Raw genomic sequence first — 26,466 nt, 5'->3', positions numbered from 1 at the left:
GATTTGAATACGCAGACTGGCTTTGCAGCCGCTGTTTCTATACTCCGCGCCTCTTAGTCTTTTTCAAAGACCAAAGCGTGGCGGACGGCCAAGGCTGGCGATATGTGGGCAGTAATGCCGACAACAACTGCAGCCGTTATCACCTGCTTTTTGACTCTTGGACGCCTACAACGTCCTGGAATACATAGTCATCTAGCGATGTGCCCACGCCAGTCCTTGCTGTTGCTGTGCGCATTGCAGCAAGGAGTTGGAACCGTGTCCAAACTGGACTTGAATCGGCGCAGTTTTCTGAAGGCTGCCGCCGCCATGGGCGTGATTGCGAGTGTGCGCCCGGTCAAAGACGCGCTTGCGGAGTTGATAACGCCCGCCAGCGGTCAGGAGACCCACTGGATCAATGGCAACACCCTCAACTACCGCCGCGACGGCCTGGCCAAGGTCACCGGGCAGAAGGTCTTTGCCATCGACCTGCGCGCCAGGGACATGCAGGGCTGGCCCGCGCAGCAGTCGCATGCGCTGACCATCCACATCCCGCGCGCCGACCGCATCTACGAAGGCCTGGATCTGTCGGCGCTGGGCAGCGACTACCAGCCCGATGTGCTGATCGACGCCGAGTCCATCGCCGCCGACGGCGTGGGAATGCCCGAGCCGGGCTTCTACGGCGAGTTCTTCGTCAAGAAGGGTCAGGTCTCGCCCATGCTGGGGCACCCGGTGGCCGTGGCCATCTGGCACGACTACGAGAAGTTCCGCGTGGCCAACCAGCGCCTGCGCTTCAATGACGCAATCTTCCGCTTCGGTGCAGAGGCTGCCCAGCCACCGCGCGCACCCTATGTGGCCGCGCGTTATGTACGAGTGCAGGGCGAGGACGGCTATGGCGAGGACAGGTTCTCGCCCATGAAGAACACCGTCATCTGGCCGCAGCTCGATGAAAAAGGCGTGCACTGGCCCGACAGCACCCACCCTGCCTTCGGGGCGCTGATGGGCGAGTCGGCCCGTATCCAGGCCGAGATGAAGCAGCCCAAGGACGGCTTGCGTGCTTTTGCACGCAAGTACTACAGCCAGTCCATCGAGCATGTGGCCATGGAAATGGAAAACGGCCTGGCCTGGTATGAACGTGACAGCGGTGCGCTGCACATGGTGGCCGCGAGCCAGGCGCCCTACGGCACGGCCGATCATGTGATGCACATGCTCAAGGACAGCAAGCTGCCGCTGAACCAGCTCGACTACATCAGCTCCTACACCGTGGGCTACGGCCAGAAAGAGCACCACCCCTTCCCGTTCTACGTGGCACTGGCGTCGCTGTACGCCCAGGGCCGCCCGGTGCGGCTGGCGCTGGACCGCTGGAAGCACTTCCAGTTCGCACTCAAGCGCCATCCCTTCGATGTGGAGACCGCGATCTCGGTGGACAAGGACGGCAAGTTCCACGCACTGACCTGCCATATGGTGGGCGACGGCGGCGGCGTGACCAACTTCAGCCCTTCGGTGGGCACGGTGGCGGTGACGGCGGCGCAGTCCATCTACTACTTCCCCGAGAGCGACCTGTCGACCGAGGTGTACCCCTCCATCGGCGTCACGGCTGGCTCCATGCGCGGTTACGGCACGGTTCAGTCCATGGCCTATACCGAGATGCTGGTCGACGAGATTGCCCAGGAGATCGGGCTGGATGCCATCGAGCTGCGCCGACGCAATGTGCTCAAGAGCAGCATGAAGAACACTCAGGGCGCCTCGCCCTCGGGTCATCTGCGTATCGGCGAGATCCTTGACATGGCTGCCAAGGATGCGATGTGGACCGAGCGCGCCAAGCGCAAGGCTGACTTCGAGGCTGCCAACCCCGGCCTGCGCTACGGCATAGGCTTCGGTGCGGTGCAAAAGGACTTCGGCACCGGGGCGGAAGCCTCGATCGCGCAGCTGGAGATCACGCCCGAGGGCCGCATCAAGATGCGTCACATCGCTACCGAGATCGGCACCGGCAGCACCACGGCGCAGCTGGTGGCGGTCGAGCCCTTCCTGGGCCGCCCGGCGGACGATGTGGACTTCGCAGTCAACCACTGGGACAACCTGCCGCTGCATACCAAGGACGAGCCCTACACCACGCCCCAGGCCAAGGAGGACGAACTGGCGCGGGACCCGACCTGGACACCGCGCCTGGTCTCGCCGGTATCGGCCTCGAACTCGGCCTACTACTTCCGCCACGCCACGCAGCAGGCGGCGCAACTGCTGCTCAAGCTCTGCCTGTGGCCGGCGGCCCAGTCGATCTGGTCCGGCAAGGAAGGTGGCGGTCAGTTGCTGCCGAGCACCGTCACCGAAGACATGCTGGAGTGGCGTGATCGTATGCTCGTGGCCGAGGGCCTGGAGCCGCTGAGCCTGGAGCGCCTGGCCGAGCGCGCACACGAGCTGGGCATGGTGACCGGCGTCTGCGTGCATGCCTTCAACCGGTGGGCCTGGGCCAAGGCCGACTTCACGGTCGAGGGCAAAAAGTTCCAGGCCATGATCGATGCCCTGTCCGTGCAGTACGGCAAGGGTGCCGGCGAGGCCAAGAAGGCTGCGATGAAATCCGGCGGCTATGCCTTCATCGCACGCGACAAGGTCTATTACCCGCCGGTGCAGCGCACCAATGCGGGCACGGTGTACTACGCGCCCTGCGCCACCATGGTGGAGCTGTCCGTGTCCCCGGGCACGGGCAAGGTGAACATCCTCTCGCACAAGACCTGGCTGGAATGCGGCACGCAGATCGTGCCCGAGCTGGTCTCCGGCCAGATCCAGGGCGGCGTGGCCATGGGCATTGGCCATGCGCTGTACGAAGACCTGCCGCTCCATGAGACCGGCCCTGGCAACGGCCAGTGGAACCTGAACCGCTACCACGTGCCGCGCGCCAGCGAAGTGGCCGTATGGACGGCCGAGGGTGTGGTGCTGCCGCCGCTGTCGCGCACCGATCCGCCCAAGGGCATGGCCGAGGTGGTGATGATCCCGGTGGTCGCCGCCTGCGTCAACGCCATCGCCCATGCCACGGGCAAGCGCTTCCATGCGACCCCCGTGACCCCCGACAAAATCAAAGAGGCACTGTGATGCAGGACCGTATTCAATTTTCCGCCACCATCAATCGCAAACAGGTAGGCCCCGTCGATGTTCCCAAGGACTTGATGATGATCGAGTTCCTGCAGGAATACGCGGGCATGAACGGCACGCGCCTGGGCTGCGGCCAGGGCGTGTGCCGCGCCTGCACTATCATCGTCGACGACCCGGAAAAAGGCTCGATCACCGTGCCCGCCTGCGTGACCGGCGTGACCTGGCTCAACGGCAAGACCATCCGTACCGTGGAGGGCATTGCCTCGGTGGACGATAAGGGCGTGGTCCATCCTTCGCCGGTGCAGAAGGCTTTTCTCGAGCACTACTCCTTCCAGTGCGGCTACTGCACGCCCGGCTTTGTGAACTCGGCCACCGTGCTGGTGGAAAAACTCCAGAAGCACCCCGTGCCCGCCGATGAGGTGGAAAAAGCCATCGAGGAGCAGCTGGAGCCCCATATCTGCCGCTGCACCGGCTATGTGCGCTACTACAACGCCGTGCGCGACGTGATCCTGAAGACGCCGGGCCTGACCACAGGCAAGCGCAGCAAGGAGGTCGTGAACAATGGCTAAGACCTGGATCAAGGGCCTGGGCGCAGCCGCCGTTCTGGGCGTGCTCGTGGCCGGAGGCATGTACCTGTACGGCAGCGCAAGCGGTGACGTCCCGCCGGCCACGGTGGACTTTGCCAATCTGGGTCCGCAGGAGTTCGACGCGCTGTACAAACGCGGCGAGCAGGTGTTTCGCGGTGGTGACTGCGCGGCTTGCCACAGCTCGCCTGCCACGGGGGCGGAGCTGGCGGGCGGTGTGCCCATGGTCACTCCCATGGGAACGCTTTACGGCAGCAATATCTCGCCTTCCAAGGAGCACGGCATCGGCGGCTGGACGGCCGACGATCTGTACCGGGCAGTGGCTGCCGGCATGGCGCCAGGGCGCAAGAACCTGTATCCGGCCATGCCCTATGCCAGCTACCACCAGATCACGCGTGCCGATGTCGATGCGCTCTGGGTATGGCTGATGAAGCAGCCGGCCGTGGAAGTCGCCAACAAGCCCAGCGAGATGAACTTCCCGTTCAACATCCGTCCTGCCGTGGCCATGTGGAATGCGCTCAATCGCCCCGCAGCCAAGGAGTTCGACATGTCGGTGGACGAACTGGTGCGCGGCAAGTATCTGGTGGATGTGCTGGGCCACTGTGCCGAATGCCACAGCCCGCGCACCAAGGCCACCTTCGCCATGGATGGCTCGCGCTATCTCGAGGGCAATACCATCGAAGGTTCGTACGCTCCGGCTCTGACCCCCGATGCCCTGAGCGAGCGCGGCTGGACCAAGGACGATCTGGTCAGATTCTTCCGCACCGGCCTGTCGCCGCAAGGGGTCATGACTTTCCGCATGTCATCGGTGCTCGAGCATTCCACCTCGCGCATGGCGGAGGCCGATGTGCGCGCCATGGCCGCCTACCTGACCCAAAATCGCGAGATGCCCGGGCCCAAGGTCAAGGCTGCCGAGGGGCAGACCAGCGTCAAGGGCGAGAACCTGTACCTGGGTCTGTGCGCGGGCTGCCACGGTGCGCAGGGCCAGGGCCAGCCGCATTCGTCGGTGCCCATGAGCACCAACACCACAGCCATGTTCCCCACGCCCATCAACCTGATTCGCGTGATCCGCGAGGGCGTGCACGAGCGTGATCTGGCCCATGGCGAGCGCATGCAGACCATGCCGGGCTATGCCGACAAGCTCAGTAACGAGGAGATGGCCGATTTGGTCAACTACATGCGTCAGACCTGGGGCGGCCGCCCTGGCGACGTGACCGCCGCGCAGGTGGCGGAGCATGTGAAGACCATAGAGCACAGCAAGTAAGTCCAGACCTGGCTTGAGGCCACGGTCGCTCGCGGTTTGCCGCGGCGGCCGTGGCCTTTTGCTTTGCGCTAAGGGTGCAGGGCCAGCGTCCGCGCGACGCCGTGTTCCTTGCGAGGCGGCGCCTATTCGTCCTGCGCCGGATTGTCCGGCAGCACCACCATGGCCTGGGCTGCGAGTTTCCAGGCGATGGCCGAGGCCTCCATATCGCCACGGTGCTCGGCCATCAGCGCCAGGCGCTGCCAGGCGCGGGTGCGAAGCAGGGGGTCCTGCAGCAGCGGCGCGGCGCGGGTCAGCAACTGCTGGGCCTTGCCCCACAGCTCGCGCTGCACGCAGGCCATGCCGGCCAGGTATTGCAGGCGCGGCTCGCGCGGGTTGGCATTGGCCGCAGCCTCCATGCGCGCCAGCCAGGCGCCATCCAGCTTGCCCAGGCACGATTGCAGCACTTCCACCAGCTTGGGCAGATGCGTTTCCGTGCGCGGACCGGGCTGGGTCAGCAGATGTTCCCAAACCGGCAGCAGCCAGGTGCGCGCCTGCTGGGCTTCGCCGCCGAGCTCGATCAGGCGCTCGGTGGCCGGAATGGCCACTTCGGGCATGGCGCGCTCGTCCTCGTCTAGCGACAGCCAGAACTGCTGCAGCGACGAGGTGTCGCGCGCATCGCGGATGCTGGCCAGCAGCAGGCCGCGCACCACGCTGGCCGAGGCTGCGGGAGAGAAGGCGCGGTGCTTGGCCAGCAGACGGGCGGTGTCCAGCGCCACCTGCGTGTTGCCGGACAGGCGTGCGGCCTTGAGCTTGATGCGCAGGGCAATCGTGCGACGGCCCGCACCCAGCGGCAGCTCGCCCAGGCGCCGGATCGATTCGGCGGCATCGCGGTCGTCCAGTGCCCAGCGGGCGGCGCGCATCTGCGCGCCTTCGCGAATTTCCGAGTCCTGAGTGTTGCCGGGCACCGGCAGCACTTCCAGAGCCTGCTGCCAGTGCTGGTCGCGCAGGGCGGCATCCTGCAAGGCATGGGAGGCATCGGCGGCGATCAGATGGGCGGTGGCGTTCAGGCGCTCGCCATAAGGCAGGCCGGCCTTGGCGTCGCGCAGCGATTGTTCGGTGGACAGGGCCGTGAGCGCGGACTTGCGGGCGCGCAAGAAGCGACCGGCTTGCAGATGCGAGAGCGCTTCGAGCAGGCTCTGGTTCATGCCGCGCTCTTTTTGCTGCATGCGCCAGCGGCGTGCCTGGTGCGGCATTTGCAGCAGCACCGCCAGGGCGCGCAGCGCGGCATAGAGCAGCACGAACGCGAGAAAGAGCAGAACCAGGGCCAGGTTCAGCGACATGTCCACCCGGTAGGGCGACCAGAACCAAGTGACCGAGCTTTGGTTATTGCCGGCAAACAAGGCCATGGCCACGGCCACGGCAAACAGACCCATCAACCACAAGGCGGCGCGCATCTTTGTGTCCTCCCCGTTTAGCGGCCGGCAGCCGCAGTGGCCAGTGCATTCAGCGTGTCTTCCAGCTGCACGCGTCCGCCCGAATGCAGGTTGGCCTGAATCTGCTGCAGCTGTGCCTGGGCGATCTGGGTACGCCGCGAGCGTGCGTCAAAGTATTTGTTGAGCAGGGCGCCTGCCGCGCTCAGGTCGGCGCGGGCCGACTCCCATTGGCGCGACAGCAGGGCCAGACGGGCATTGAGCAGTTGCAGCTTGAGGTTTTCGCGCAGGAAATAGCCCTGCTCGGGGGCCAGCAGGGCCACCTCGGGATGATCGATGCGGCGCACGCGCACCAGATCGGCCGCGCCGTCCCTGAAGGAGTCCCAGACCCGCTGGCCCTGGCCTTGCCACCAGATCCACTGCGTGGGCGAAAGATTGGCGTCCTCGGGTGTGTCATGGGCGGCCGTCGTCTTGCGGGGCTGGGCATCGCGCGCGCGCGGGCGACCCACATCGTTGATCAGGGCCAGGTCGTCCACCTGGCGGATCAGGTCTTCGATACGGCTGAGCACTCCCGTGGTGTCCGTCACGCTCATGCGCGAGAGCTTGTCCAGATCCAGATCAATGGCGCGCACCACAGGCGCCAGGCGTGGCTGAGCCGTGCTTTCCACACGCTTTCTCGCCGATTTGAGGCTGGCGACCAGTGGCTGCAGGCTGCCCGAGAGCTCGGCCTGCTGCTGGGCCATGCGTACCGAGGAATCGATATCGGCCACCAGGTTTTCATCGCGCGAGCGCGACATGCTCTGCATCAGCTCTTCAAGCTGGTTGCGCTGCAGGCTGATTTCGGCCACTCGGGCCTCCATCACGGAAACGCGTGCAGCACTGTCGCGAGCGAGATCCTGAGCGTCCTTGGCCAGGGTGCGTGCCTCCACCGACTGAGCGCCCGACTGTGCCGACTGGCGCGCCAATTGCTCCTGCATATTGCCCACGCGCTGCCACAGCATGCCGCAGGCAACCAGGGCGGCGGCGGCCACCGTGCCCAGCGTCAGCACCAGAGCCACGGGCGCGCCCCGCCCGGTCTGAACGGGGGCGGGATGGTCCTGGCTGGGTGATGGGGCTGTGGGTTGCTTGTCGGAGGTGGGGATGGCATCGGAGCTCATAGAGCCGATTCTATAGACGCCACCACATCGTCCAGACTTGGGCGACTGTGCAAAACCCGACCGAAACCTGCTGAAAGTGCTTTGCTGGCAATGCGTTCATGGGTGGTGAGCGCTAACCCCAGGTGCCATTTTTGTTGGGGTAGAAGCTGTTGCAGGTTGGCAACAGCTTCCGAGCTGCTGAACAGCCACAGGCTGCCGTCGCTGGCGGCCTGGCGCGCGACATCCAGCTGCTGCGCCGTCCAGCTGGGAAGCTGGCGCTCATACACGGCCAACAGCTCCACCTCGGCGCCGGCTTCACGTAGTCGGGCTGCGAGCCAGTCACGGCCTGCACCTTGAGTGGAAGGGACTGGCTTGCCGGCATTGCCGGTGGCGGGGCTTGCGCCGCGCACGATCAGCACGCGGTCGCCAGCTCGAATCTGGTCATGGACGTTCTGCCACAGCGCTTCGGACTCGAACTGGGCAGCATCTGGGCTGGGGCCGTCGATCTGGTGGGAGCTCAGCCCGAGTTCCAGCAAGGTACGCTCCGTACCCGGACCGGGAGTCCATGCTCTTGTATCGGGAGCTAGAAGCGATTGACCAGTAAGCGTTTGAGATGGGTTTGAGCTAAAGAAATACTGCGCCGCATTGCCGCTGACAAACATCACGGCCCGGTACTGCCCGGGCTTGAGCGCCAGCTGGCGTGCACTCAGCAGAGCCTGAAGGGCAGTCGGGTCCGTGCAGCCAGCGATGGCCAGCAGCGGCAAGGCCTCGGCCTGCAGGCCGCGGGCGCGAAACGCGTCGACCCAGGGTTTCGCATCATGCAAAGGGCGGGTGACCAGAACGCGGCGCATTGGCAGGTGCGGCTCAGTCCTGCTTGGGCGCCGCAGGCACGGCACCCGCAGCTTGCAACTGCGCGGCCAGTTGTTCGCCCAGCGCATTGGCGCTGGCAAAGTCCGTGACGCTGGCGCTGGCCTGCACGCGCACCAGGCCCTTGTCGCCTTCCATGTCGCCCCAGGCCGCATCCATGTGCAGGGTGTCGCCTTCAAAGCGGCCATAGGCGGCCAGCGGCATGGAGCAGCTGCCGCCCATGCAGCGGCTGACGGCGCGCTCGGCGGTCACGGTCAGCCAGGTGGGCATATGGGCCAGCGGGGCCAGGGCGTCGATGATGTCCTGGCGGTCTGCACGAACCTCGATGCCCAAAGCGCCCTGGCCGGCGGCGGGAAGCATCTGGGCCGGATCGAACCTGGCGCGGATGCGATCGCTCATCTCCAGGCGCATCAGGCCGGCGGCTGCCAGCACGATGGCGTCGTACTGACCTTCGTCGAGCTTGCGCAGGCGGGTGTTGACATTGCCGCGCAAGGCCTCGATCTTGAGATCGGGGCGCAGCGCCTGCAGCAGCGCCTGGCGACGCAGGCTGGAGGTACCGACCACGGCCCCCTGGGGCAGTTCGTCCAGCGATGTATAGCGGTTGGAGACAAAGGCATCGCGCGGGTCTTCGCGCGTCATCACGCAGGCCAGCTCAAAGCCCTCGGGCAACTCCATGGGCACATCCTTCAAGGAGTGCACGGCCAGATCGGCGCGGCCTTCCTCGAGAGCCACTTCCAGCTCCTTGACGAACAGGCCCTTGCCGCCCACCTTGGACAGGGCACGGTCCAGAATCTGATCGCCCTTGGTCGTCATCCCCAGCAGATCCACGCTGTGGCCGCGGCCGCGCAAGATCGCCTGCACATGCTCGGCCTGCCACATGGCCAGCTGGCTCTCGCGTGTGGCAATGACGATGGATGTGGGTGAGGATGCAGAAAATTTCATGACGGCGCGGTCTCGAACGGGTAACAGGGAATGCTAGCATGGCGAGTTGCCTTACACCGTGCCCAAGGAGAATAGTTCATGCCTTCCGCCCGCCCCAAGAGCGCCGCACATGCAGACAAACATGGCGAAAAGCCGGCACGCAAGACCGATAAGGATTTGCCGTTGATCGAGGACATACGGCTGTTGGGGCGCATTCTGGGCGATGTGATTCGCGAGCAGGAAGGTGGGCCGGCCTACGAGCTGGTCGAGCAGGTGCGTCAGCTTTCGGTGGCCTTCCGGCGCGATGCCGACGAAGCGGCCGACAAGGCGCTCAAGAAGCTGCTCAAGGGCTTGTCCAGCGACCAGACGGTGAGCGTGATTCGCGCCTTCACCTATTTCTCGCACCTGGCCAATCTGGCCGAAGACCGCCACCACATCCGCCGCCGCGCCGTGCACGAGCGCGCCGGCAACACACAGGAAGGCAGCATCGAGGTGGCACTGGCACGCCTGCGCTGGGCTGGCATCTCGCCCGCCACGGTGGTCGACACGCTGGCCAGGAGCTTCATCTCGCCCGTGCTGACGGCCCACCCCACCGAGGTGCAGCGCCAGAGCATTCTGACGGCCGAGCGCCGCATTGCCCAGTTGCTGGCCGAGCGCGACGATATCCTGATGCGCGCCCAGCTCTACAACAGTGCCAAGGATGCACTGACTCCGCGCGAGCTGACGCGGGTGGAGGCGCAACTGCGTGCCTGCGTGGCCCAGCTCTGGCAGACCCGGCTGCTGCGCCATTCCAAGCTCACGGTGGCCGACGAAATCGAGAACGCCCTGTCCTATTACGAGGCGACGTTCCTGCAGGAGATCCCCAAGATCTACGAGCAGCTGGAGCAGGAGCTGGGCGAGAAGCTGCCCGAGCAGAGCTTTTTGCGCATGGGCCAATGGATTGGCGGCGACCGCGACGGCAACCCCTTTGTGACGGCCGAGAGTCTGGAGCTGGCCCTGTCGCGCCAAGCCGACGTGGCGCTGCGCCACTATCTGCGCGAGGTGCACTACCTGGGCGGCGAGCTGTCGCTGTCGGCCAACCTGGTCGACATCACGCCCGAGATGCAGGCGCTGGCCGATGCCTCTCCCGACCACAATGTGCACCGCAGCGACGAGCCCTATCGCCGGGCGCTGACGGGCATCTATGCGCGGCTGGCCGCGACGCTCAAGCAGCTGACGGGCGGCGAGGCGGCACGCCATGCCGTGGCGCCCCAGAATGCCTATGCATCGGCCGATGCGTTTTTGGCCGACCTGCAGATCATCGACGACTCGCTGTCGCGCTATCACGGCGATGCCCTGGCGCCGCAGCGCCTGCGCCCGCTGATGCGCGCGGTGCGGGTCTTCGGCTTCTACCTGTCCACGGTGGATCTGCGCCAAAGCTCGGACAAGCATGAGGAAGTGGTGCGCGAGCTGCTCTCGGTCGCCAAGGTCGAGCTCGACTACAGCCTTCTCGAGGAAGACGCCAAATGCGCGCTGCTGGTGCGCCTGCTCGAAGACGCACGCCCCCTGCGCGTCATGGGCGGCGACTATGGCGACCACACGCGCAGCGAGCTGGCCATCTTCGAGACCGCCAAGCGCCTGCGCGAGCGTCTGGGCGGCGAGGCGATTCGCCATTGCATCATCAGCCACACCGAGACCGTCAGCGATCTGCTCGAAGTGCTGCTGCTGCAAAAGGAAGTGGGCCTGCTGCGCGGCACCCTGCAGGACGGTGCGCAATGCGATCTGATCGTGGTGCCGCTGTTCGAGACTATCGAGGACCTGCGCAATGCCGCGCCCATCATGCGCCGCTACTACCAGTTGCCCGGAATTGCCGAGCTGGTTCGAAAAAGCGGCGGCGAGCAGGACATCATGCTGGGCTACAGCGACAGCAACAAGGACGGCGGCATCTTCACCAGCAACTGGGAGCTGTACCGGGCCGAGATTGCGCTGGTCGATCTGTTTGACGATCTGGCCGATCATTACGGCATCCGGCTGCGCATGTTCCATGGCCGTGGCGGCACCGTGGGACGTGGCGGTGGCCCCAGCTACCAGGCCATTCTGGCGCAGCCGCCAGGCACGGTGCGTGGTCAGATCCGCTTGACCGAGCAGGGCGAGGTCATCGCCTCCAAATATGCCAACCCCGAGATCGGGCGCCGCAATCTGGAGACCCTGGTGGCCGCCACGCTGGAGGCCACGCTGCTGCAGCCGACCAAGCCGGCGACCAAGGCCTTCCTGGAGGCTGCGGCGTTTCTGTCCGAAACCAGCATGGCGGCCTATCGCGCGCTGGTCTACGAGACTCCGGGCTTTACCAGTTACTTCTTCAGCAGCACGCCGATTCGCGAGATCGCCGAACTCAATATCGGCTCGCGTCCCGCATCGCGCAAAGCGACCCAGGCCATCGAAGACCTGCGCGCCATTCCCTGGGGCTTCAGCTGGGGTCAGTGCCGCCTGACGCTGCCGGGCTGGTACGGTTTCGGCTCTGCGATCCAGGCCTTCATCCACCGCCCCGGCAAGGATGCCAAGGCGCAGTTGGCGCTGCTGCAGAAGATGTACCGCCAGTGGCCGTTCTTCCGCACCCTGCTCTCGAATATGGATATGGTGCTGGCCAAGAGCGACCTGAACCTGGCCTCGCGCTACAGCGAACTGGTGACCGACACGCGCTTGCGCCGCCGCATCTTCGGTGCGATCGAGGCCGAGTGGCAGAGCACGGTGGAAGCGCTCAACCAGATCACGGGCGACAAGCAGCGCCTGGAGCACAACTCCGCGCTGGCGCGTTCCATCCGCCACCGCTTCCCTTATATCGATCCTCTGAACCATCTGCAGGTGGAGCTGGTACGCCGCTGGCGTGCGGGACAGACCGACGACAGGGTCAAGAACGGCATCCACCTGTCCATCAACGGCATTGCCGCCGGAGTGCGCAACACGGGTTGAGGCCGCTGGTGGCTGCTCCTGAATATGGAGCTGTTGTCGCCAATGAATAAAGGGTTTGAAGCCAATAAATGCTTCAAACCCTTTTATGTATGGCGCTAATAGCTATGAAAGTTGAAGAGCCTTCAAGCAGGCATGCTCCAAAAGCGAGACATCAAGCAAGCGCCGCCGCGCAGCGAGGATGTCGTCCCCTCAGGGGGAGGCCGCAAAGCGGCTCAGGGGGAGTCAACCCCTCAGTGAAGCATCAAGGATCCAGCCGCCTTGCTCTTGCCGGCGCGAGCGGGAGGATTGCACAGACCGCACTGGTAGTGGCGCGCATTCTCGTAAGGCTCGGTCACGAACTGGCCCTTGCAGACCGAGCACTGGGTGCGCGTCAGCATCTGTGCATCGACAAACTTCACCAGGCGCCAGGCGCGGGTAAAGGACAGCAGCACCTCGAGTTCGGCAGCCTGAATCTGTTCGGTATAGAGGCGGTAGGCCTTGGTCAGCTGCTCGGCCGAATCCAGCTCCACACCCTTGGACAGGTATTCGTAGATGTTGAGGAACAGCGAGCTGTGGATGTTTTCCTGCCAAGTCAGAAACCAGTCTGTGGAAAACGGCAGCTGGCCCTTGGAGGGAGACTTGCCCGAGATTTCCTTGTACAGCCGGATCAGGCGTTCATAAGACAGCGTGGTCTCGGACTCCAGCACTTGCATGCGGGCGCCCATCTCGATGAGCATGGCGGCGCGCTCGATTTGCTTGGATTCGTTCAGAACGCTTTTGGTGGCAGTCTTGGCGGCGGGCATCTGTCTCTCCTTAAAACCAGGTAGTCGCTATCGGGTGCTCAGAGCACTTCGGAGACACGGCTGGCCATCAGGATGTTGGCGTGCAGCGTATTGGTGGCGGCGTTGCCGATCTTGTTGCTGCTGTGGTTGGTCAGCAGGCTCCAGACCATTTCGTCATCGGCGCGGAAGCTGGCCAGCAAGGTGTTGCGCGATGCCAGCTTGAGCACCTGGGCCGAAGACAGCGAGCCCAACAGGTCGCAAGACTCTTCGTTCAGACCCAGACGGAACACGGCCTCGGCCTTGTCCTGGCGGATCAGGGTCTGGGCCAGCATCAGGTAGGTGAGGTTGGCTTCGCGGATCTCGGCAAGCAGTTGTTCGTTGTTCATGGGTCCAGTCCTTTCAATCTCGACAGACCGTCACGGCACACACAAACAAGACGTTAAAAGTGTTTCGATCTGTTGAAATGAATTGTGTTTCAAGCCCTGATCGAACTGAAGTCGGGGAGCGTCGGTATCGCCGGTCTGGTTTTACAGGCAGGCCTGTAAGATTTCCCTTACTGCCTTGCCGTCCTTCGGGATGACTTGGGATGCCGGTTGGGGGCTGACATTGCATCAGGCCGGAATCCGCTGGTGCATGTATTGTGAATCTGTCCGGAAGATGACAAACGAGGAAATAGGCGGCTTTTTGTTCGGTATCTGATCGCCTATGAAACAAGACGGCCCGGATTCCCTGTGATAACGGCCTGCATCCGGGTTGCCATGCTGCATCGACATGCGAGCGCGGACATGGGCGTTGGCCATGCTGCCAAGACCCGGTGCACGGCGATGGAGCTGGCCTTGCCTACATGGGTAGGGCGCGGATCACGGTCTGGCCTGCTCAAGGATCAGGGAGTGAACCCGGCAAGCGCGGGAGACAGGCGTGTCCGCTCGAGGCCGGTGCCTGGCGCGGCACCGGCATGCGTCAGGCTCAGCCCCGTTCGACCGGCCGCGAAGGCTGGCTGCACCACTCGCTCCAGCTGCCGGCAAACAAGGCCGTGGGCGCAAAGCCGGCAATGCGCATGGCCAGCACATTGGGGGTGGCGCTGACGCCGCTGCCGCACTGGTGCACCACGCTGGAGGGATCGCGTCCGGCCAGCAACTCGTCAAACTCGGCCTTGAGCAGCGCTGCGGGCTTGAAGCGTCCATCGGCGGCGATATTGCTGCTGAAGGGGCGGTTCAGCGCGCCCGGAATATGGCCGGCGACCGGGTCCAGGGGCTCCACCTCGCCGCGGTAGCGAGCCGGGGCGCGGGCATCGATGAGGGTCTGGGTGGCCTGACCCAGATCGGCCTCAACCTGAGCGACGGTCTTGAGCGTCTCAAGCGGCTGGCCCAGTTCAAAGTTGGACTGGAAATGGCCGGGCTCTTCCCCGCTGCCCAGGGGCTGGCCGGCCGCCTGCCAGGCCTGAAGCCCGCCATCGAGCACCGCCACGGCATCGTGGCCGGCCCAGCGCAGCATCCACCACAGGCGGCCGCAGTAATTGGCGGCATTGCGGTCATAGACCACGGCCTGCATATCGTTGGCAAAGCCTATGGAGGACAGCCAGGCGGAAAAGCGCTCGCGCGTGGGTAGCGGGTGGCGACCGCCCGAGGCCGATTGCACGCTGGTGGCGACCTGTCCATCCTCGCCGGGCGTGCCATGCGGTGCGCTGAGATTTTTGTCCAGGTCGGCGAAGACGGCGCCCGGGATATGGACCTGCAGATACTGCTCACGGCCGGCAGGCGGGTTCATGAGGTCAAAGCTGCAGTCAAACACCATCAAGGGCTTGCCGATGGCCTTGAGCCGGGCCAGCTGTTCGACGGAAATCAGGGTGTTGTAGTGCTCGGGCGTCGAGTGATTCATGGCTTGCTGCTCCAAAGATTGACTGTTGCAGACGGCACTGCGTGCAGCCTTGCGCGATGCAAACCATTATGCGATCGGGTCAGCGCATCGGACTCAAGCGGGCTTCATTGTTTGGATATGGCCAGCCGCGCGGATCTGGCCTGGCCGCTGCTACAGGCAGGGGGGCATGGAACAGATGCTCGGCACCCCCGGCACGATCAGCCTCTGGAGCGCAAGGCGGTGGCTGCGGCGCCGCTAGCGACGATGAGCACGATGCCTCCCCAGCCGATCAGGGGAATGCTCTCGCCGAACAGCACCAAGCTGAGCAGGGCGGCAAACACAATGCCCGAGTACTGCAGATTGGCGACGACCAGGGTGTTGCTCTTGCTGCCGGCCGAGGCATAGGCCTTGGTCATGCAGACCTGTGCCACGGCGGCCAGCACGCCCACGGGCACCAGCCACAGAGCGCTCCAGCCGGGGAAGGGCGAGATGCCGGTGAACAGCATGGTGATGCCGCCGGCAATGGCCGAACCGACCGAGAAATAGAACACCACGCGGGTTTCAGGTTCGCCCAGGCGCGACAGGGTGGTCACCTGCATATAGGCCATGGCCGCAAACATGCCGCCAAACAGGCCGCCGAGCGCGGCCACCCATTCGCTGGTCGGTGCGCTGGTCGGGCGCAATACCAGCAGCACGCCGACAAAGCCCGCCACCACCGTGGACACCAGGCCCCAGGGGAAGGGCGGAATGGCGCGGCGGGTTTCGGGTTCGGCCGCATAGGACTTGCGCAGGGTGTGGCGCATCCACAGGCCCTGGGCGATGAGAAACACCGCCATCCAGATGCTGCTCATGGAGTTGAGCGTGGTGGCCGTGGCCAGCGGCAGATGGCCGATGGCGTAGAACCAGGCTCCCATGGAGATCACGCCGACGAAGCTGCGCCAGGCATGCTCGCGCGAGTACTGGGTGGTCAGCGTCACGCCGCTGCGCCTGGCCAGCCAGACCAGCAGCGCCATGCTGACCAGGCCGCGGTAGAACACGATCTCCGCCGCATTGAAGTCCTGGGAGGCAAACTTCACACACACACTCATGACCGCAAAAATCAACGCGGCCAACACCATCCACAGGGCTTGCATATCTCACTCAATTCAGCATAAAAAATAGCTGCTGTGCTTATGGGGTAAGCGATAGCAGCTATCAGTCTTGAGGTTTACCTCATTCAGCGTTGGGGAACGCTGTCACCCATGATGCGGCGATACCACTCATGGAAATGTTGCATGCCGTCTTCCATGGGGCTCTGATAGGGGCCGACTTCGTTGTCGCCGCGTTCATACAGGGCCCTGCGGCCACCGTCCATGCGCTCGGCGATCTCGTCGTCCTCTATGCAGGTTTCCATGTAGGCGGCCTTCTGGGCCTGCACGAACTCGGGCTCGAAGGCGGCGATTTCCTCGGGGTAGAAGAACTCCACCACGTTCAGCGTCCTGTCCACGGCCAGCGGGTGCAGGGTCGAGACAGTCAGCACATGCGGATACCACTCCACCATGATGTGGGGGTAGTAGGTCAGCCAGATGGCACCGCGATCGGGCAGTTCGCCGTTGCGGTAGGCCAGCAGCACTTCGTGCCATTTCTTGTAGATGTCCGAGCCCGGGTTGCCGAAGCTCGGGGCCACGCCCACGGTCTGCACCGAGTACTCGCTGGCAAATTCCCACTTCAGATCGTCGCAGGTGACGAAGTTGCCCAGACCGGGGTGGAAGGGGCCGACGTGGTAGTCCTCCAGATAGACCTCGATAAAGGTCTTCCAGTTGTAGTTGCACTCGTGCATCTCGACATGGTCGAGCACAAAGCCGTCGAACTGGAGCTGCTCGCGCAGCTTCATGCCGGCCAGATCGGCCTCGATGTTGCGGCCGTTGTCCTCGAACAGCAGTCCGTTCCACTCGCGCAGCGGATAGTTGTTGAGGTTCAGGCAGGGGTCGTGGCTGAAGTGGGGGGCGCCCAGCAGCTCGCCGCTGGTGCTGTAGGTCCAGCGGTGCAGCGGGCAGACGATGTTGCCGCCGGCATGGCCCTTGCCTTCGGACAGCAGATTGCCGCGCCCCTTGAGCATCACGGCCTGGCGGTGGCGGCAGACGTTGGAGATCAGCTCGATCTCGCCTTTGGCATTGCGTACCAGCGCTCGCCCCTCTTTTTCCTGAGGCAGGGCGTAGTAGTCGCCTATCTCAGGAACGGCCAGCTGATGGCCCACATAGCGCGGGCCGCGCTTGAAAATCGTTTCCAACTCGCGCTGGAACAGCGCTTCGTCGAAATAACTTGAAACTGGTAGTTGGCTTGCGGCCTGCTGCAGTTGAAGACTTAAATCAGTCATGGATGACTTGACCTAAAGACTCCCCACAGGGAGGGTGCACGTGCGCACACGGTAAAAAACGAAACCGGCCTTGTCTGGACACGGGCCTCAGGCAATGGGCGGTGGCGCATGGCCTGCCGACGCGTTTGCCCGACCAGAATGACCAGGCACGGGGCCGGCTTGACGGGAATGGGATTATAGGCTGTGGGGTTATTTCCGTTTTTCTGGTACGTGTATTGACGTTATTTCGTCCATGTGTCGTTGGATCCTGTCAGCAAGTTGCCAGCCGCCTGCAAACCCTTGCCGCTGGGCAAAAAGGCGGGCGCGGCAGGCTCGGACCGGTCGGGAATTCACAGCCAAAACATATCGCGCCAGCCGGCTTTGCGGGCATTGCACGCCAATGGTGCAGGGACGCCTAAAATCGTCGCTTCCGTCCAACATTAACCACACCATCCATGCCCAAGGCCGCTGCCGCCAAGAAATCTGAACAGCCTGTCAGCTATGAAGCTGCTTTGCAGGAGCTGGAGCAACTGATTGCACAGATCGAATCCGGTCAGCTGCCGCTGGAGCAGATGCTCAGCGGCTACCAGCGCGCTGCGGAGCTGCTGGTTTTTTGCCGTAGCCAGCTCGATGCCGTGCAGGAGCAGGTCAAGGTATTGGACGAAGGCAAGCTGTCTGCCTGGACCCAGGACTGATCTCGGTGTCCGCGCGTTTTGCCTTGAAGATGCAGCCCATGAATGAATCAATGATTGCCGAACCATCGACGCCTCTGAACGAGGGCAAGACTGCCCTGGATTTTTCCGTCTGGATGCAGGAGCGACTGGCGCGCACCGAAGAAGCGCTGTCGCGCTGGGTGGGCATCAATGCACCTGCGGGTCTGGGTGAGGCCATGCGTTACGCCGTGCTTGATGGCGGCAAGCGCTTGCGACCGCTGCTGGTCTGGGCGGCCGCCGAGGCGGTGGGCGGTCAGGCTGCGGCCACGCTGCGTGCCGGCTGTGCCGTGGAGCTGATTCATGCTTACTCCCTGGTGCACGACGACATGCCCTGCATGGACAACGACACCATGCGCCGCGGCAAGCCCACCGTGCATGTGCAGTTCGGCGAAGCCTCGGCCCTGCTGGCCGGTGATGCTCTGCAGGCCCTGGCCTTCGAGCTGCTGCTGCCTGAAGACGACGGCATTCCCTGCTCTATGCAGGCCAGGCTGTGCCGACTGCTGGGCGCGGCAGCGGGCAGCAACGGCATGGCCGGCGGTCAGGCCATCGACCTTGCCAGCGTGGGCAAGCAGCTGAGCGAGGCGCAGCTGCGCGAAATGCACCGTCTCAAGACCGGTGCGCTGCTGCTGGGCAGTGTGCTCATGGGGGCCGCCTGCAATGCACAGACCGACGCCAGGGCACTGGCCGCGCTGACCGACTACGGCCAGGCTCTGGGCGTGGCCTTCCAGGTGGTGGACGACATTCTGGATGTGGTGGCCGACTCTGCAACGCTGGGCAAGACGGCGGGCAAGGATGCGGCCAATGACAAGCCCACTTTTGTATCGCTGCTGGGGCTGGAGGCTGCAAGAGCCCATGCCGAGGAGTTGCGCCTGCAGGCTCACGCCGCGCTGACGCGCAGCGGTCTGGCCGATACCCAGGCCCTGGCCGCACTTGCTGATATGGTCGTGCAGCGCACCCATTGAGATTGAATGGAAAAGCTCTGTAACCGAATATTGGCTGGCGCTAGCAGCTATTAAAAAATATAGAACATGTCCACGAATACTTCTTCCCTGCTGCACAACATCAACGATCCCGCAGACATGCGCGGCCTCTCGCGTGCCCAGCTCAAGACGCTGGCCGCAGAGCTGCGCAACTATGTGATCGACAGCGTCTCAAGGACCGGCGGGCACCTCAGCTCCAACCTGGGGACGGTGGAGCTGACCGTGGCGCTGCACTCGGTGTTCAACACGCCCTATGACCGCATCGTCTGGGACGTGGGCCACCAGACCTATCCGCACAAGATCCTGACCGGTCGCCGCGATCGCATGGCCACCCTGCGCCAATTCGGTGGCCTGTCCGGCTTTCCTCAGCGTGCCGAGAGCGAGTACGACACCTTTGGCACGGCACACTCGTCCACCAGCATCTCTGCTGCGCTGGGCATGGCGCTGGCCGCCAAGCAAAAAGGCGAGGATCGCCGTGCAATCGCCGTGATCGGCGACGGTGCGATGACGGCCGGCATGGCTTTCGAGGCACTGAACAACGGCGGCGTGCATGATGCCAATCTGCTGGTCATCCTCAACGACAACGACATGAGCATCAGCCCGCCCGTGGGCGCGCTCAATCGCTATCTGGCACAGCTGATGAGCGGGCAGTTCTATGCCAAGGCCCGCGATGTGGGCAAGAGCGTTCTCAAGCAGGTGCCGCCCTTGCTGGAGCTGGCCAAGCGCCTGGAACAGCAGGCCAAGGGCATGGTCGTGCCTGCCACCATGTTCGAGCAGTTCGGCTTCAATTACATCGGTCCCATCGACGGTCATGACCTCGACTCGCTGATCCCCACGCTGGAGAACATCAAGGGTCTCAAGGGCCCGCAGTTCCTGCATGTGGTCACCAAGAAGGGCCAGGGCTACAAGCTGGCCGAGGCCGACCCCGTGGCCTATCACGGGCCCGGGAAATTCGATCCGGCCGTCGGTCTGGTCAAGTCCACCACGCCTGCCAAGCAGACCTTCACCCAGGTGTTCGGCCACTGGCTCTGCGATATGGCCGCCAAGGATCAGCGCCTGGTCGGCATCACGCCCGCCATGCGCGAGGGCTCGGGCATGGTTGAGTTCCACAAGCGCTTTCCAGGTCGCTACTACGACGTGGGCATTGCCGAGCAGCATGCCGTGACCTTTGCTGGCGGCATGGCCTGCGAAGGCGTCAAGCCTGTGGTGGCCATCTATTCCACGTTCCTGCAGCGTGCCTATGACCAGTTGATTCACGACGTCGCGCTGCAGAACCTGCCCGTGGTGTTCGCGCTGGACCGCGCAGGTCTGGTGGGGGCTGACGGGGCCACGCACGCCGGCGCCTATGACATTGCGTTTGTTCGCTGCATTCCCAATATGAGCATGGCCTGCCCGGCCGACGAGCGCGAAACGCGCCAGTTGCTGACCACGGCCTATGAGCAGGATCACCCTGTCTGCGTGCGCTATCCGCGCGGTGCCGGAGTGGGTGTGACGCCGCTGGAGAGTCTGGAAGGTCTGCCCTTTGGCAAGGGCGAGATGCGCCGCGAGTCGAGCTCCAAGAAGGTGGCGATTCTGGCTTTCGGCACCTTGCTCTACCCCGCGCTGCAAGCTGCCGAAGCGCTCGACGCCAGCGTGGCCAATATGCGCTGGGCCAAGCCGCTTGATGAAGCACTGCTGCTCAAGATTGCGGCCGAGCATGAGCTCATCGTCACGCTGGAAGAGGGTTGCGTCATGGGCGGCGCTGGCAGTGCAGTGATGGAATGCCTGGCCGGCAATGGTCTGAGCAAGAGCGTGCTGCAGCTGGGCCTGCCCGATGCGTTCATCGAGCATGGCGATCCCGCCAGGCTGCTGGCGTTGCAGGGACTGGATGCCGCAGGCATCGAAGCCTCCATCCGCAAGCGTCTGGCTGCAGGCTGACGCGATATGGGCATGGCTTGCGCAAGTCCCATGGATTGACACCAGGCCCTTCCATGAAGGGCCTTTTTCTTTGCTTGCCGTCAAGAAAACTGACGGCAACCGTGAATCGCCACACGGACGGCGTCTGCGTTCCTAGAATGCCTGTGGCTGCCGGCTTGGCAATCGACAACTACTAGCGGAGAAATATTCATGGATCGTCGCTCACTCGTCAAACATGTGGGCATGGCCGGTGTGCTGGCAGCGGGCGTGGCTCCGGCGGTGCACAGCCAGGAGGTGCTGCGCTGGCGCCTGGTGACGAGTTTTCCCAAAGTCCTCGATGCCATCTCTGGCGGGGCCGATAAATTTGCCCAGTCGCTGCGTCTCATGTCGGGCGGCCAGATCGAGGTCAGCGTGCACTCCGCAGGCGAGCTGATGCCCGCGTTTGGCGTGATGGAGGGAGTGCAGAACGGCGTGGTCGAAATGGCTTTGACGGCGCCCTACTATTTTACGGACAAGGATTACTGCTTTGCACTCGGGTGCGCCGTGCCCTTCGGTCTGACGGCACGGCAGATGGATGCCTGGATGGAGTGGGGCGGCGGGCGCAAGCTCATGGATGATTTCTACGCCCAGTACAACATCAAGAGCCTGAGCGCCGGCAACACCGGCACGCAGATGGGCGGCTGGTACCGCAAGGAAATCAGGACCGTGCAGGATCTGCACGGGCTGCGCATGCGCGCCGGTGGCGGCCTGCTCGGTGATGCGCTGCAAAAGCTGGGCGTGCAAGCCGTCAACATGCCTATTGCGGATGCGCAGCAGGCGCTGGAAAAGAATCGCCTCGATGCGGTGGAGTTTGTCGGGCCCTATGACGACCAGAAGCTGGGCTTCGGCAAGATCGCTCCTTATTACTACTATCCGGGCTGGTGGGAAGGCGGTGCCGAGCTGGCCTATTTCATCAATACCAAGTCCTTTGCAGCCCTGACGCCCGAGCTGCGCGCCATGGTGGAAGCCGCGGCGGCGCTGGCCGCCAAGGATCTGACGGCCAAGTATCTGGCGTACAACCCTGCGGCACTCAAGAAGCTGCTCAGCGAACGCGTGCAGCTGCGCGCCTTTCCACGCGAGCTCATGGATGCAGGCTTCAAGGCCGTGATGGCCACCATGGCCGAGCATGAGGCCAAGTCGGCATCGTTCAAGAAGATTCACCGCAGCATGCGCGGATTCCAGCATGACCAACTGCTCTGGGATCGTTTCTCTGAATTTCGCTATGCCAGCTATATGAGCGCGGTACGTCTGTAAGCAGTGATGGCCGCCCGCCAAGGCCTAATTTGATGCACCTCACTAGGTAGAACTTCTTAAATGAACGGTCACTTTTTATCGCATGCTGAACGATTGACTCGTGTACATTTTGTGCCTGTTGCATAAGTCAAGCTGGCATAGATCAGTGGTCTGTGTCGGCCAATTCGTTCCTCAAGGAGACTAAAGTGGATCGTCGTTCCATTCTGAAAAATGCCGGTATCGCCGGCGTGCTGGCTGCGGGCGCAGCACCCGCTGTTCACGCCCAGGCCGCCGTGCGCTGGCGCCTGGCCTCGAGCTTTCCCAAGTCGCTGGACACCATCTTCGGCAGCGCTGAAAAGCTGTCGCAAGTGGTCAAGGCCATGTCGGGCGGCAAGTTCGAGATCTCGGTGCACCCCGCTGGCGAGCTGATGCCCGCTTTCGGTGTGGTGGATGCACTGCAGGGCGACACCATCGATATGGCACAGACTGCGGCCTACTACTTCACCGGCAAGGACCCCATCTTCGCCTTCAGCTGCGCCGTGCCTTTCGGCCTGACCACGCTGCAGATGAACGGCTGGAAAGACCATGGCAATGGCCGCAAGCTGCTGGATGCCTTCTTTGCCAAGTACAACTTCAAGACTGCATCCGCAGGCAACACCACGACCCAGATGGGTGGCTGGTACCGCAAGGAAATCAAGACCGTGGAAGACCTCAAGGGTCTGAAGATGCGTCTGGGTGGCGGCGTGTTCGGCGAAGCCATGGCCAAGCTGGGTGTGGTGGCACAGAACATGCCTGCCGGCGATGTCTATCAGGCCCTGGAAAAGGGTACGCTGGATGCCGTGGAATTCGTCGGTCCCTACGACGATGAGAAGCTGGGCTTCAACAAGGTTGCGCCTTACTACTACTACCCCGGCTGGTGGGAAGGTTCTGCCGACCTGGAGTTCTTCATCAATCTGAAGAAGTACAACGCGCTGTCGCCCGAGAACAAGGCGATCCTGGACGCCGCAACCCGCGTGGCTGCCGCCGACATGACCAGCAAGTACCAGGTGCTCAACCCTCAGGCCATCAAGCGCCTGGTGGCCAACAAGACCCAGCTGAAGATGTTCCCCAAGCCACTGATGGACGCCGGCTTCAAGGCCTCCATGGAAGTGTTTGCCGAGCACGAAGCCAAGTCGCCCGAATTCAAGAAGATTCACCAGGACATGCGCGCTTTCCAGCGCGACCAGATCCTGTGGAACCGCTTCTCCGAGTTCCCCTTCAATCAGTACATGGCGACTGCCAAGATCTGATCCCGATCAGAGTCACCGGCGCCATGCGCTGGCTGTTGAAAAACCGCAGCTTGCTGCGGTTTTTTCATGCCATCGAGATCATGCTGGGAGTCCACCTGCGCTGCCTCGGAGGTGTCATTCGATACGCGGATGACATCGGCTCGGCAGGGCAGTTCCCATATTCCTTCGGTTGTCAGCATTCCATCGCTGCTGCGATAGGCCGGCTCTAAACAAGACTCCTGGGCATTGGCGGTTGATACAGCAGATCTGCGCAGGGGTGGCCGACATCAGTCAGCAGTTCAGTGACGGTCATGGTGGCTTCCTGCAGGGTAGCGAATCTATCATCCATCAATCTTCAAGCCATGAAAAAGCCCCGGCTCTGGCGAGCCGGGGCTGTGTCGGTAGCAGTGTCGATTTACTTGGCGGCAGGCGCCGCGCTCAGTGAATCCTGCAGGGCCTTGGCCGGGTCATCGGATCCATAGCCGCTGGCATCGGGTGCCGCCGGTGCCGGCTGGCTGCCCTCGGCAGGGGCAGCAGGGGCAGAGCCTTCTTCACCACCTTCAGGTGCTCCAAACGGGTTGTCCGCACCATAGCCGCCGCCGGCATCGTTGAGCTGGTTGAGCATTTCGTCGCCCACCTTGTTCATGTCCACGACCACGGGTTTGTCGAGCGCGCCGGTCACGATGCCGGGGAAGGCAATTAGCACGCCCACCATCACCAGCTGGATCAGCACAAAGGGTACGGCACCCTTGTAGATCTGCATGGTCGTGACGGGCGCTATCACCTTGTGCGTGACCTTGTCCACATACTGCTTGTCCGGTGCGACGGAGCGCAGAAAGAACAGTGCAAAGCCGAAGGGCGGATGCATGAACGAGGTCTGCATGTTCACGGCCAGCAGCACGCCGAACCAGATCAGGTCGATGCCCATCTTCTCGGCCACGGGGCCCAGCAACGGCACCACGATGAACGAGAGTTCAAAGTAGTCCAGGAAGAAGGCCAGGAAGAAGATCATGATGTTGACCACGATCAGGAAGCCCACCTGGCCACCGGGCAGGCTGGTCAGCAGATGCTCTACCCACTTGGGGCCGTCTGCAGCCTGGAAGACCAGACTGAAGGTGGTGGCGCCGATCATGATGAACATCACAAAGCTGGCCAGCTTGGTGGTAGAGGCCAGGGCCTGCTTGAGCAGGTCCATGTTCAGGCGACGGCGGGCAAAACCCATGATCAGTGCCGCCATGGCGCCCATGGCACCGCCTTCGGTAGGTGTTGCAATGCCCAGGAAGATGGTGCCCAGCACCAGGAAGATCAGCAGCAGAGGGGGGATCAGCACAAAGGTCACGCGCTCGGCCAGCTTTGACAGCAGGCCCAGCTTGAGCACCCGGTTGAGCGAGGCGATCACGAAGGCGATGAAGGTGCCGCCGCACATGGCGGTGACGATCTTCTCGTCGGTGGCGACTTCGGTGACTTCCTTGCCCTGCCACCAAGTGTGCAGGTCGGCCATATGGCTGGCCAGGAAGATGGCCACGATGGTGGACAGACCCATCACCACGACCAGCGAGATATAGCCGGAGTTGCCGTTGGACTCGCGGTAGATGCGTGCCTCGGGTGGCAGTGCAGGCACGGTATGGGGCTTGAAGATGGCCAGGAATGCCACCCAGACCACGTACAGGCCCATGAGCATGAAGCCGGGGATGAAGGCACCCTTGTACATATCGCCAACGCTCTTGCCCAACTGGTCGGCCATCAGAATCAGCACCAGCGAGGGCGGGATGATCTGGGCCAGCGTGCCCGAAGCCGCAATCACGCCCGATGCCAGGCGGCGGTCATAGCCGTAACGCAGCATGATGGGCAGAGAGATCAGGCCCATGGAGATCACCGAGGCGGCAACCACACCGGTGGTGGCAGCCAGCAGGGCACCCACAAAGATCACCGCCAGCGCCAAACCGCCGCGGATGGGGCCAAACACCTGACCGACAGTGTCAAGCAGGTCCTCCGCCATGCCGGAACGTTCGAGAATCAGGCCCATCAAGGTGAAGAAGGGCACGGCCAGCAGGGTGTCGTTGGCCATGATGCCGATCAGGCGCTGGGGCAGCCAGGCCATCACTGAGGAGGGGAAGACGCCCAGTTCGATGCCCAGAAAACCGAAGGCCAGGCCCGCAGCACCCAGGCTGAAGGCGACTGGAAAGCCCAGCAGCAAAAAGCAGATCAGCCCCGCAAACATGATGGGGGCGTAGTTGGTAGCGATGAATTCCATTGATTGTCTCCCGCTACCGTTATGCCTTGGCCTGGGCGGCCAGCGCCTCAGCCTGCTTGCGATCGGCTTCGGCACGCAGGGCCTCGGCCAGCTCTTCCTCGGCGCTCTTGTCGCTGAGCTTGCCCATGGGGTCGGGACCGTCACCGGTCAGGAAGGCAATGCGCTTGATCAGCTCGGAGATGCCCTGCAGCAGCAGCAAGGTGATGCCCACAGGAATCGCTGTCCACACAGGCCAGCGGATCAGTCCGCCGGGATTGCCCGACATTTCGCCGGACTGGTACATCTGAATCACCACTGGCATGCTCAGCCACAGAATGGTCAGGCATAGAGGAGTGAGAAAGAAGGCAAAGCCGATGATGTCGATCCAGACCTGGGCCTTTTTGGACAGACGACTGTTGATCACGTCGATGCGCACATGCTCGCGGTGCAGCAGGGTGTAGCCCGCCGCAATCAGAAAGGACCATGCGAACAGATACCACTGGACTTCCAGAAAGGCATTGGAGCTGGTGTCGAAGGCCTTGCGAACAATGGCGTTGGCGGCGCTGATGAAGGTGGCGGCAAATATCAGCCAGATTGAATATTTGCCGACAAAGGCGTTGAGCCTGTCGATAGCCCTGGACAGGGCAAGTAAAGCCTGCATGGTGTCTCCAAAAAGTAGGCCGTGTATGCGTCGCGCTGTTGGGGCTGGTAAGCCTTAGGGGCGATCTGAGTTTTTGAACCGAACAGGCGATTCTACGGACGCAGGTATGGTGTTTTTTACAAATACGCACGCAAATGTGGTGCCCGAGCGTCAGTGGTGTCTGCTATGCGCACGATAGCTGGAAGCGCATGGCTGGTGCCGCTTAGGTGATTGTTTTATTGAGGTATTTTGGGTTCTCGATGGGCTCTGATGCTAGTGTGCGCCTGCTGTCGAGGAGGGGTCTGTGTGCTGAAACTA

The 26,466-nt window shown here is 63.2% G+C and carries 21 protein-coding genes; 9 read left to right on the top strand and 12 right to left on the bottom strand.

Annotated features, from left to right (window positions below):
- Positions 1 to 255 precede the first annotated feature (255 nt).
- From F3J24_RS17650 to F3J24_RS17640, 3 genes are read left to right on the top strand one after another with little or no spacing between them, the layout of a single operon-like run.
- Positions 256 to 3,063, top strand: coding sequence for a molybdopterin cofactor-binding domain-containing protein (locus F3J24_RS17650; protein WP_167009151.1), 2,808 nt, complete (start codon positions 256 to 258; stop codon positions 3,061 to 3,063).
- Positions 3,063 to 3,632 (top strand): (2Fe-2S)-binding protein, encoded by a 570-nt coding sequence (locus tag F3J24_RS17645; protein ID WP_003052822.1) that lies wholly within the window; start codon positions 3,063 to 3,065, stop codon positions 3,630 to 3,632. The genes F3J24_RS17650 and F3J24_RS17645 overlap by 1 nt, the downstream gene beginning before the upstream one ends.
- On the top strand, positions 3,625 to 4,911 hold the full coding sequence (locus F3J24_RS17640) for a cytochrome c (RefSeq protein WP_167009148.1): 1,287 nt from the start codon (positions 3,625 to 3,627) through the stop codon (positions 4,909 to 4,911). Before F3J24_RS17645 ends, F3J24_RS17640 begins: the two co-directional genes overlap by 8 nt.
- A gap of 122 nt (positions 4,912 to 5,033) precedes the next feature.
- Here F3J24_RS17640 and F3J24_RS17635 read toward each other — a convergent pair whose 3' ends face one another.
- From F3J24_RS17635 to hemC, 4 genes are read right to left on the bottom strand one after another with little or no spacing between them, the layout of a single operon-like run.
- On the bottom strand, positions 5,034 to 6,344 hold the full coding sequence (locus tag F3J24_RS17635) for a heme biosynthesis protein HemY (protein ID WP_167009145.1): 1,311 nt from the start codon (positions 6,342 to 6,344) through the stop codon (positions 5,034 to 5,036).
- A gap of 17 nt (positions 6,345 to 6,361) precedes the next feature.
- A complete protein-coding gene (locus F3J24_RS17630; protein WP_167009141.1) occupies positions 6,362 to 7,477 on the bottom strand; it encodes a uroporphyrinogen-III C-methyltransferase in 1,116 nt (371 codons plus the stop codon).
- A complete protein-coding gene (locus F3J24_RS17625) occupies positions 7,474 to 8,307 on the bottom strand; it encodes a uroporphyrinogen-III synthase (protein ID WP_167009138.1) in 834 nt (277 codons plus the stop codon). Before F3J24_RS17625 ends, F3J24_RS17630 begins: the two co-directional genes overlap by 4 nt.
- A 13-nt stretch (positions 8,308 to 8,320) precedes the next feature.
- Positions 8,321 to 9,265, bottom strand: a complete 945-nt coding sequence (hemC, locus tag F3J24_RS17620; RefSeq protein WP_167009135.1) for a hydroxymethylbilane synthase — start codon at positions 9,263 to 9,265, stop codon at positions 8,321 to 8,323.
- Positions 9,266 to 9,343: 78 nt separating this feature from the next.
- Here hemC and ppc point away from each other — a divergent pair, with 78 nt between their 5' ends.
- Positions 9,344 to 12,193, top strand: coding sequence for a phosphoenolpyruvate carboxylase (ppc, locus tag F3J24_RS17615; protein WP_167009132.1), 2,850 nt, complete (start codon positions 9,344 to 9,346; stop codon positions 12,191 to 12,193).
- Between the two features lie 230 nt (positions 12,194 to 12,423).
- On the opposite strand, the gene flhC is transcribed toward ppc, so the two are convergent.
- The 5 genes from flhC to F3J24_RS17590 all read right to left on the bottom strand — a co-directional run bounded on the left by flhC (position 12,424) and on the right by F3J24_RS17590 (position 17,167).
- The gene (gene flhC, locus F3J24_RS17610) at positions 12,424 to 12,975 is read right to left on the bottom strand and encodes a flagellar transcriptional regulator FlhC (protein ID WP_003052834.1); all 552 of its coding nucleotides are present in this window, start codon (positions 12,973 to 12,975) and stop codon (positions 12,424 to 12,426) included.
- Positions 12,976 to 13,013: 38 nt separating this feature from the next.
- The gene (gene flhD, locus F3J24_RS17605) at positions 13,014 to 13,340 is read right to left on the bottom strand and encodes a flagellar transcriptional regulator FlhD (protein WP_003069145.1); all 327 of its coding nucleotides are present in this window, start codon (positions 13,338 to 13,340) and stop codon (positions 13,014 to 13,016) included.
- A 580-nt stretch (positions 13,341 to 13,920) separates the two neighbouring features.
- Positions 13,921 to 14,832, bottom strand: coding sequence for a sulfurtransferase (locus F3J24_RS17600; RefSeq protein WP_167009129.1), 912 nt, complete (start codon positions 14,830 to 14,832; stop codon positions 13,921 to 13,923).
- Between the two features lie 197 nt (positions 14,833 to 15,029).
- Positions 15,030 to 15,944, bottom strand: a complete 915-nt coding sequence (locus F3J24_RS17595; RefSeq protein WP_167009126.1) for a DMT family transporter — start codon at positions 15,942 to 15,944, stop codon at positions 15,030 to 15,032.
- Positions 15,945 to 16,027: 83 nt separating this feature from the next.
- A complete protein-coding gene (locus F3J24_RS17590; RefSeq protein WP_167009123.1) occupies positions 16,028 to 17,167 on the bottom strand; it encodes an aromatic ring-hydroxylating dioxygenase subunit alpha in 1,140 nt (379 codons plus the stop codon).
- Between the two features lie 434 nt (positions 17,168 to 17,601).
- Here F3J24_RS17590 and xseB point away from each other — a divergent pair, with 434 nt between their 5' ends.
- The 5 genes from xseB to F3J24_RS17565 all read left to right on the top strand — a co-directional run bounded on the left by xseB (position 17,602) and on the right by F3J24_RS17565 (position 23,296).
- On the top strand, positions 17,602 to 17,841 hold the full coding sequence (gene xseB, locus F3J24_RS17585; RefSeq protein WP_003052843.1) for an exodeoxyribonuclease VII small subunit: 240 nt from the start codon (positions 17,602 to 17,604) through the stop codon (positions 17,839 to 17,841).
- A gap of 38 nt (positions 17,842 to 17,879) precedes the next feature.
- A complete protein-coding gene (locus tag F3J24_RS17580; protein WP_167009120.1) occupies positions 17,880 to 18,821 on the top strand; it encodes a polyprenyl synthetase family protein in 942 nt (313 codons plus the stop codon).
- A gap of 66 nt (positions 18,822 to 18,887) precedes the next feature.
- Entirely contained in the window at positions 18,888 to 20,756 is a 1,869-nt protein-coding gene (dxs, locus tag F3J24_RS17575; protein ID WP_167009117.1) for a 1-deoxy-D-xylulose-5-phosphate synthase, read from the top strand.
- Between the two features lie 189 nt (positions 20,757 to 20,945).
- Complete coding sequence (locus F3J24_RS17570) at positions 20,946 to 22,028, top strand: ABC transporter substrate-binding protein (RefSeq protein WP_167009114.1); 1,083 nt, start codon at positions 20,946 to 20,948, stop codon at positions 22,026 to 22,028.
- A 185-nt stretch (positions 22,029 to 22,213) separates the two neighbouring features.
- Complete coding sequence (locus tag F3J24_RS17565) at positions 22,214 to 23,296, top strand: TRAP transporter substrate-binding protein (protein WP_003052850.1); 1,083 nt, start codon at positions 22,214 to 22,216, stop codon at positions 23,294 to 23,296.
- Here the strand turns inward: F3J24_RS17565 and F3J24_RS17560 are convergent.
- The 3 genes from F3J24_RS17560 to F3J24_RS17550 form a co-directional block, all read right to left on the bottom strand.
- Positions 23,269 to 23,475, bottom strand: a complete 207-nt coding sequence (locus tag F3J24_RS17560; RefSeq protein ID WP_167009112.1) for a hypothetical protein — start codon at positions 23,473 to 23,475, stop codon at positions 23,269 to 23,271. The two genes, F3J24_RS17565 and F3J24_RS17560, sit on opposite strands and share 28 nt — an antisense overlap.
- Positions 23,476 to 23,690: 215 nt before the next feature.
- Positions 23,691 to 25,529: a TRAP transporter large permease subunit gene (locus tag F3J24_RS17555; RefSeq protein ID WP_167009109.1), complete on the bottom strand. Its 1,839-nt coding sequence runs from the start codon at positions 25,527 to 25,529 to the stop codon at positions 23,691 to 23,693.
- A 19-nt stretch (positions 25,530 to 25,548) separates the two neighbouring features.
- Positions 25,549 to 26,169 (bottom strand): TRAP transporter small permease subunit, encoded by a 621-nt coding sequence (locus F3J24_RS17550; RefSeq protein ID WP_003069181.1) that lies wholly within the window; start codon positions 26,167 to 26,169, stop codon positions 25,549 to 25,551.
- Between the last annotated feature and the right edge of the window lie 297 nt (positions 26,170 to 26,466).

The sequence above is a fragment of the Comamonas sp. Tr-654 genome (assembly GCF_011752915.1).
GTDB lineage: Bacteria > Pseudomonadota > Gammaproteobacteria > Burkholderiales > Burkholderiaceae_C > Comamonas.
This window is presented reverse-complemented; position numbering and strand designations above follow the sequence as displayed.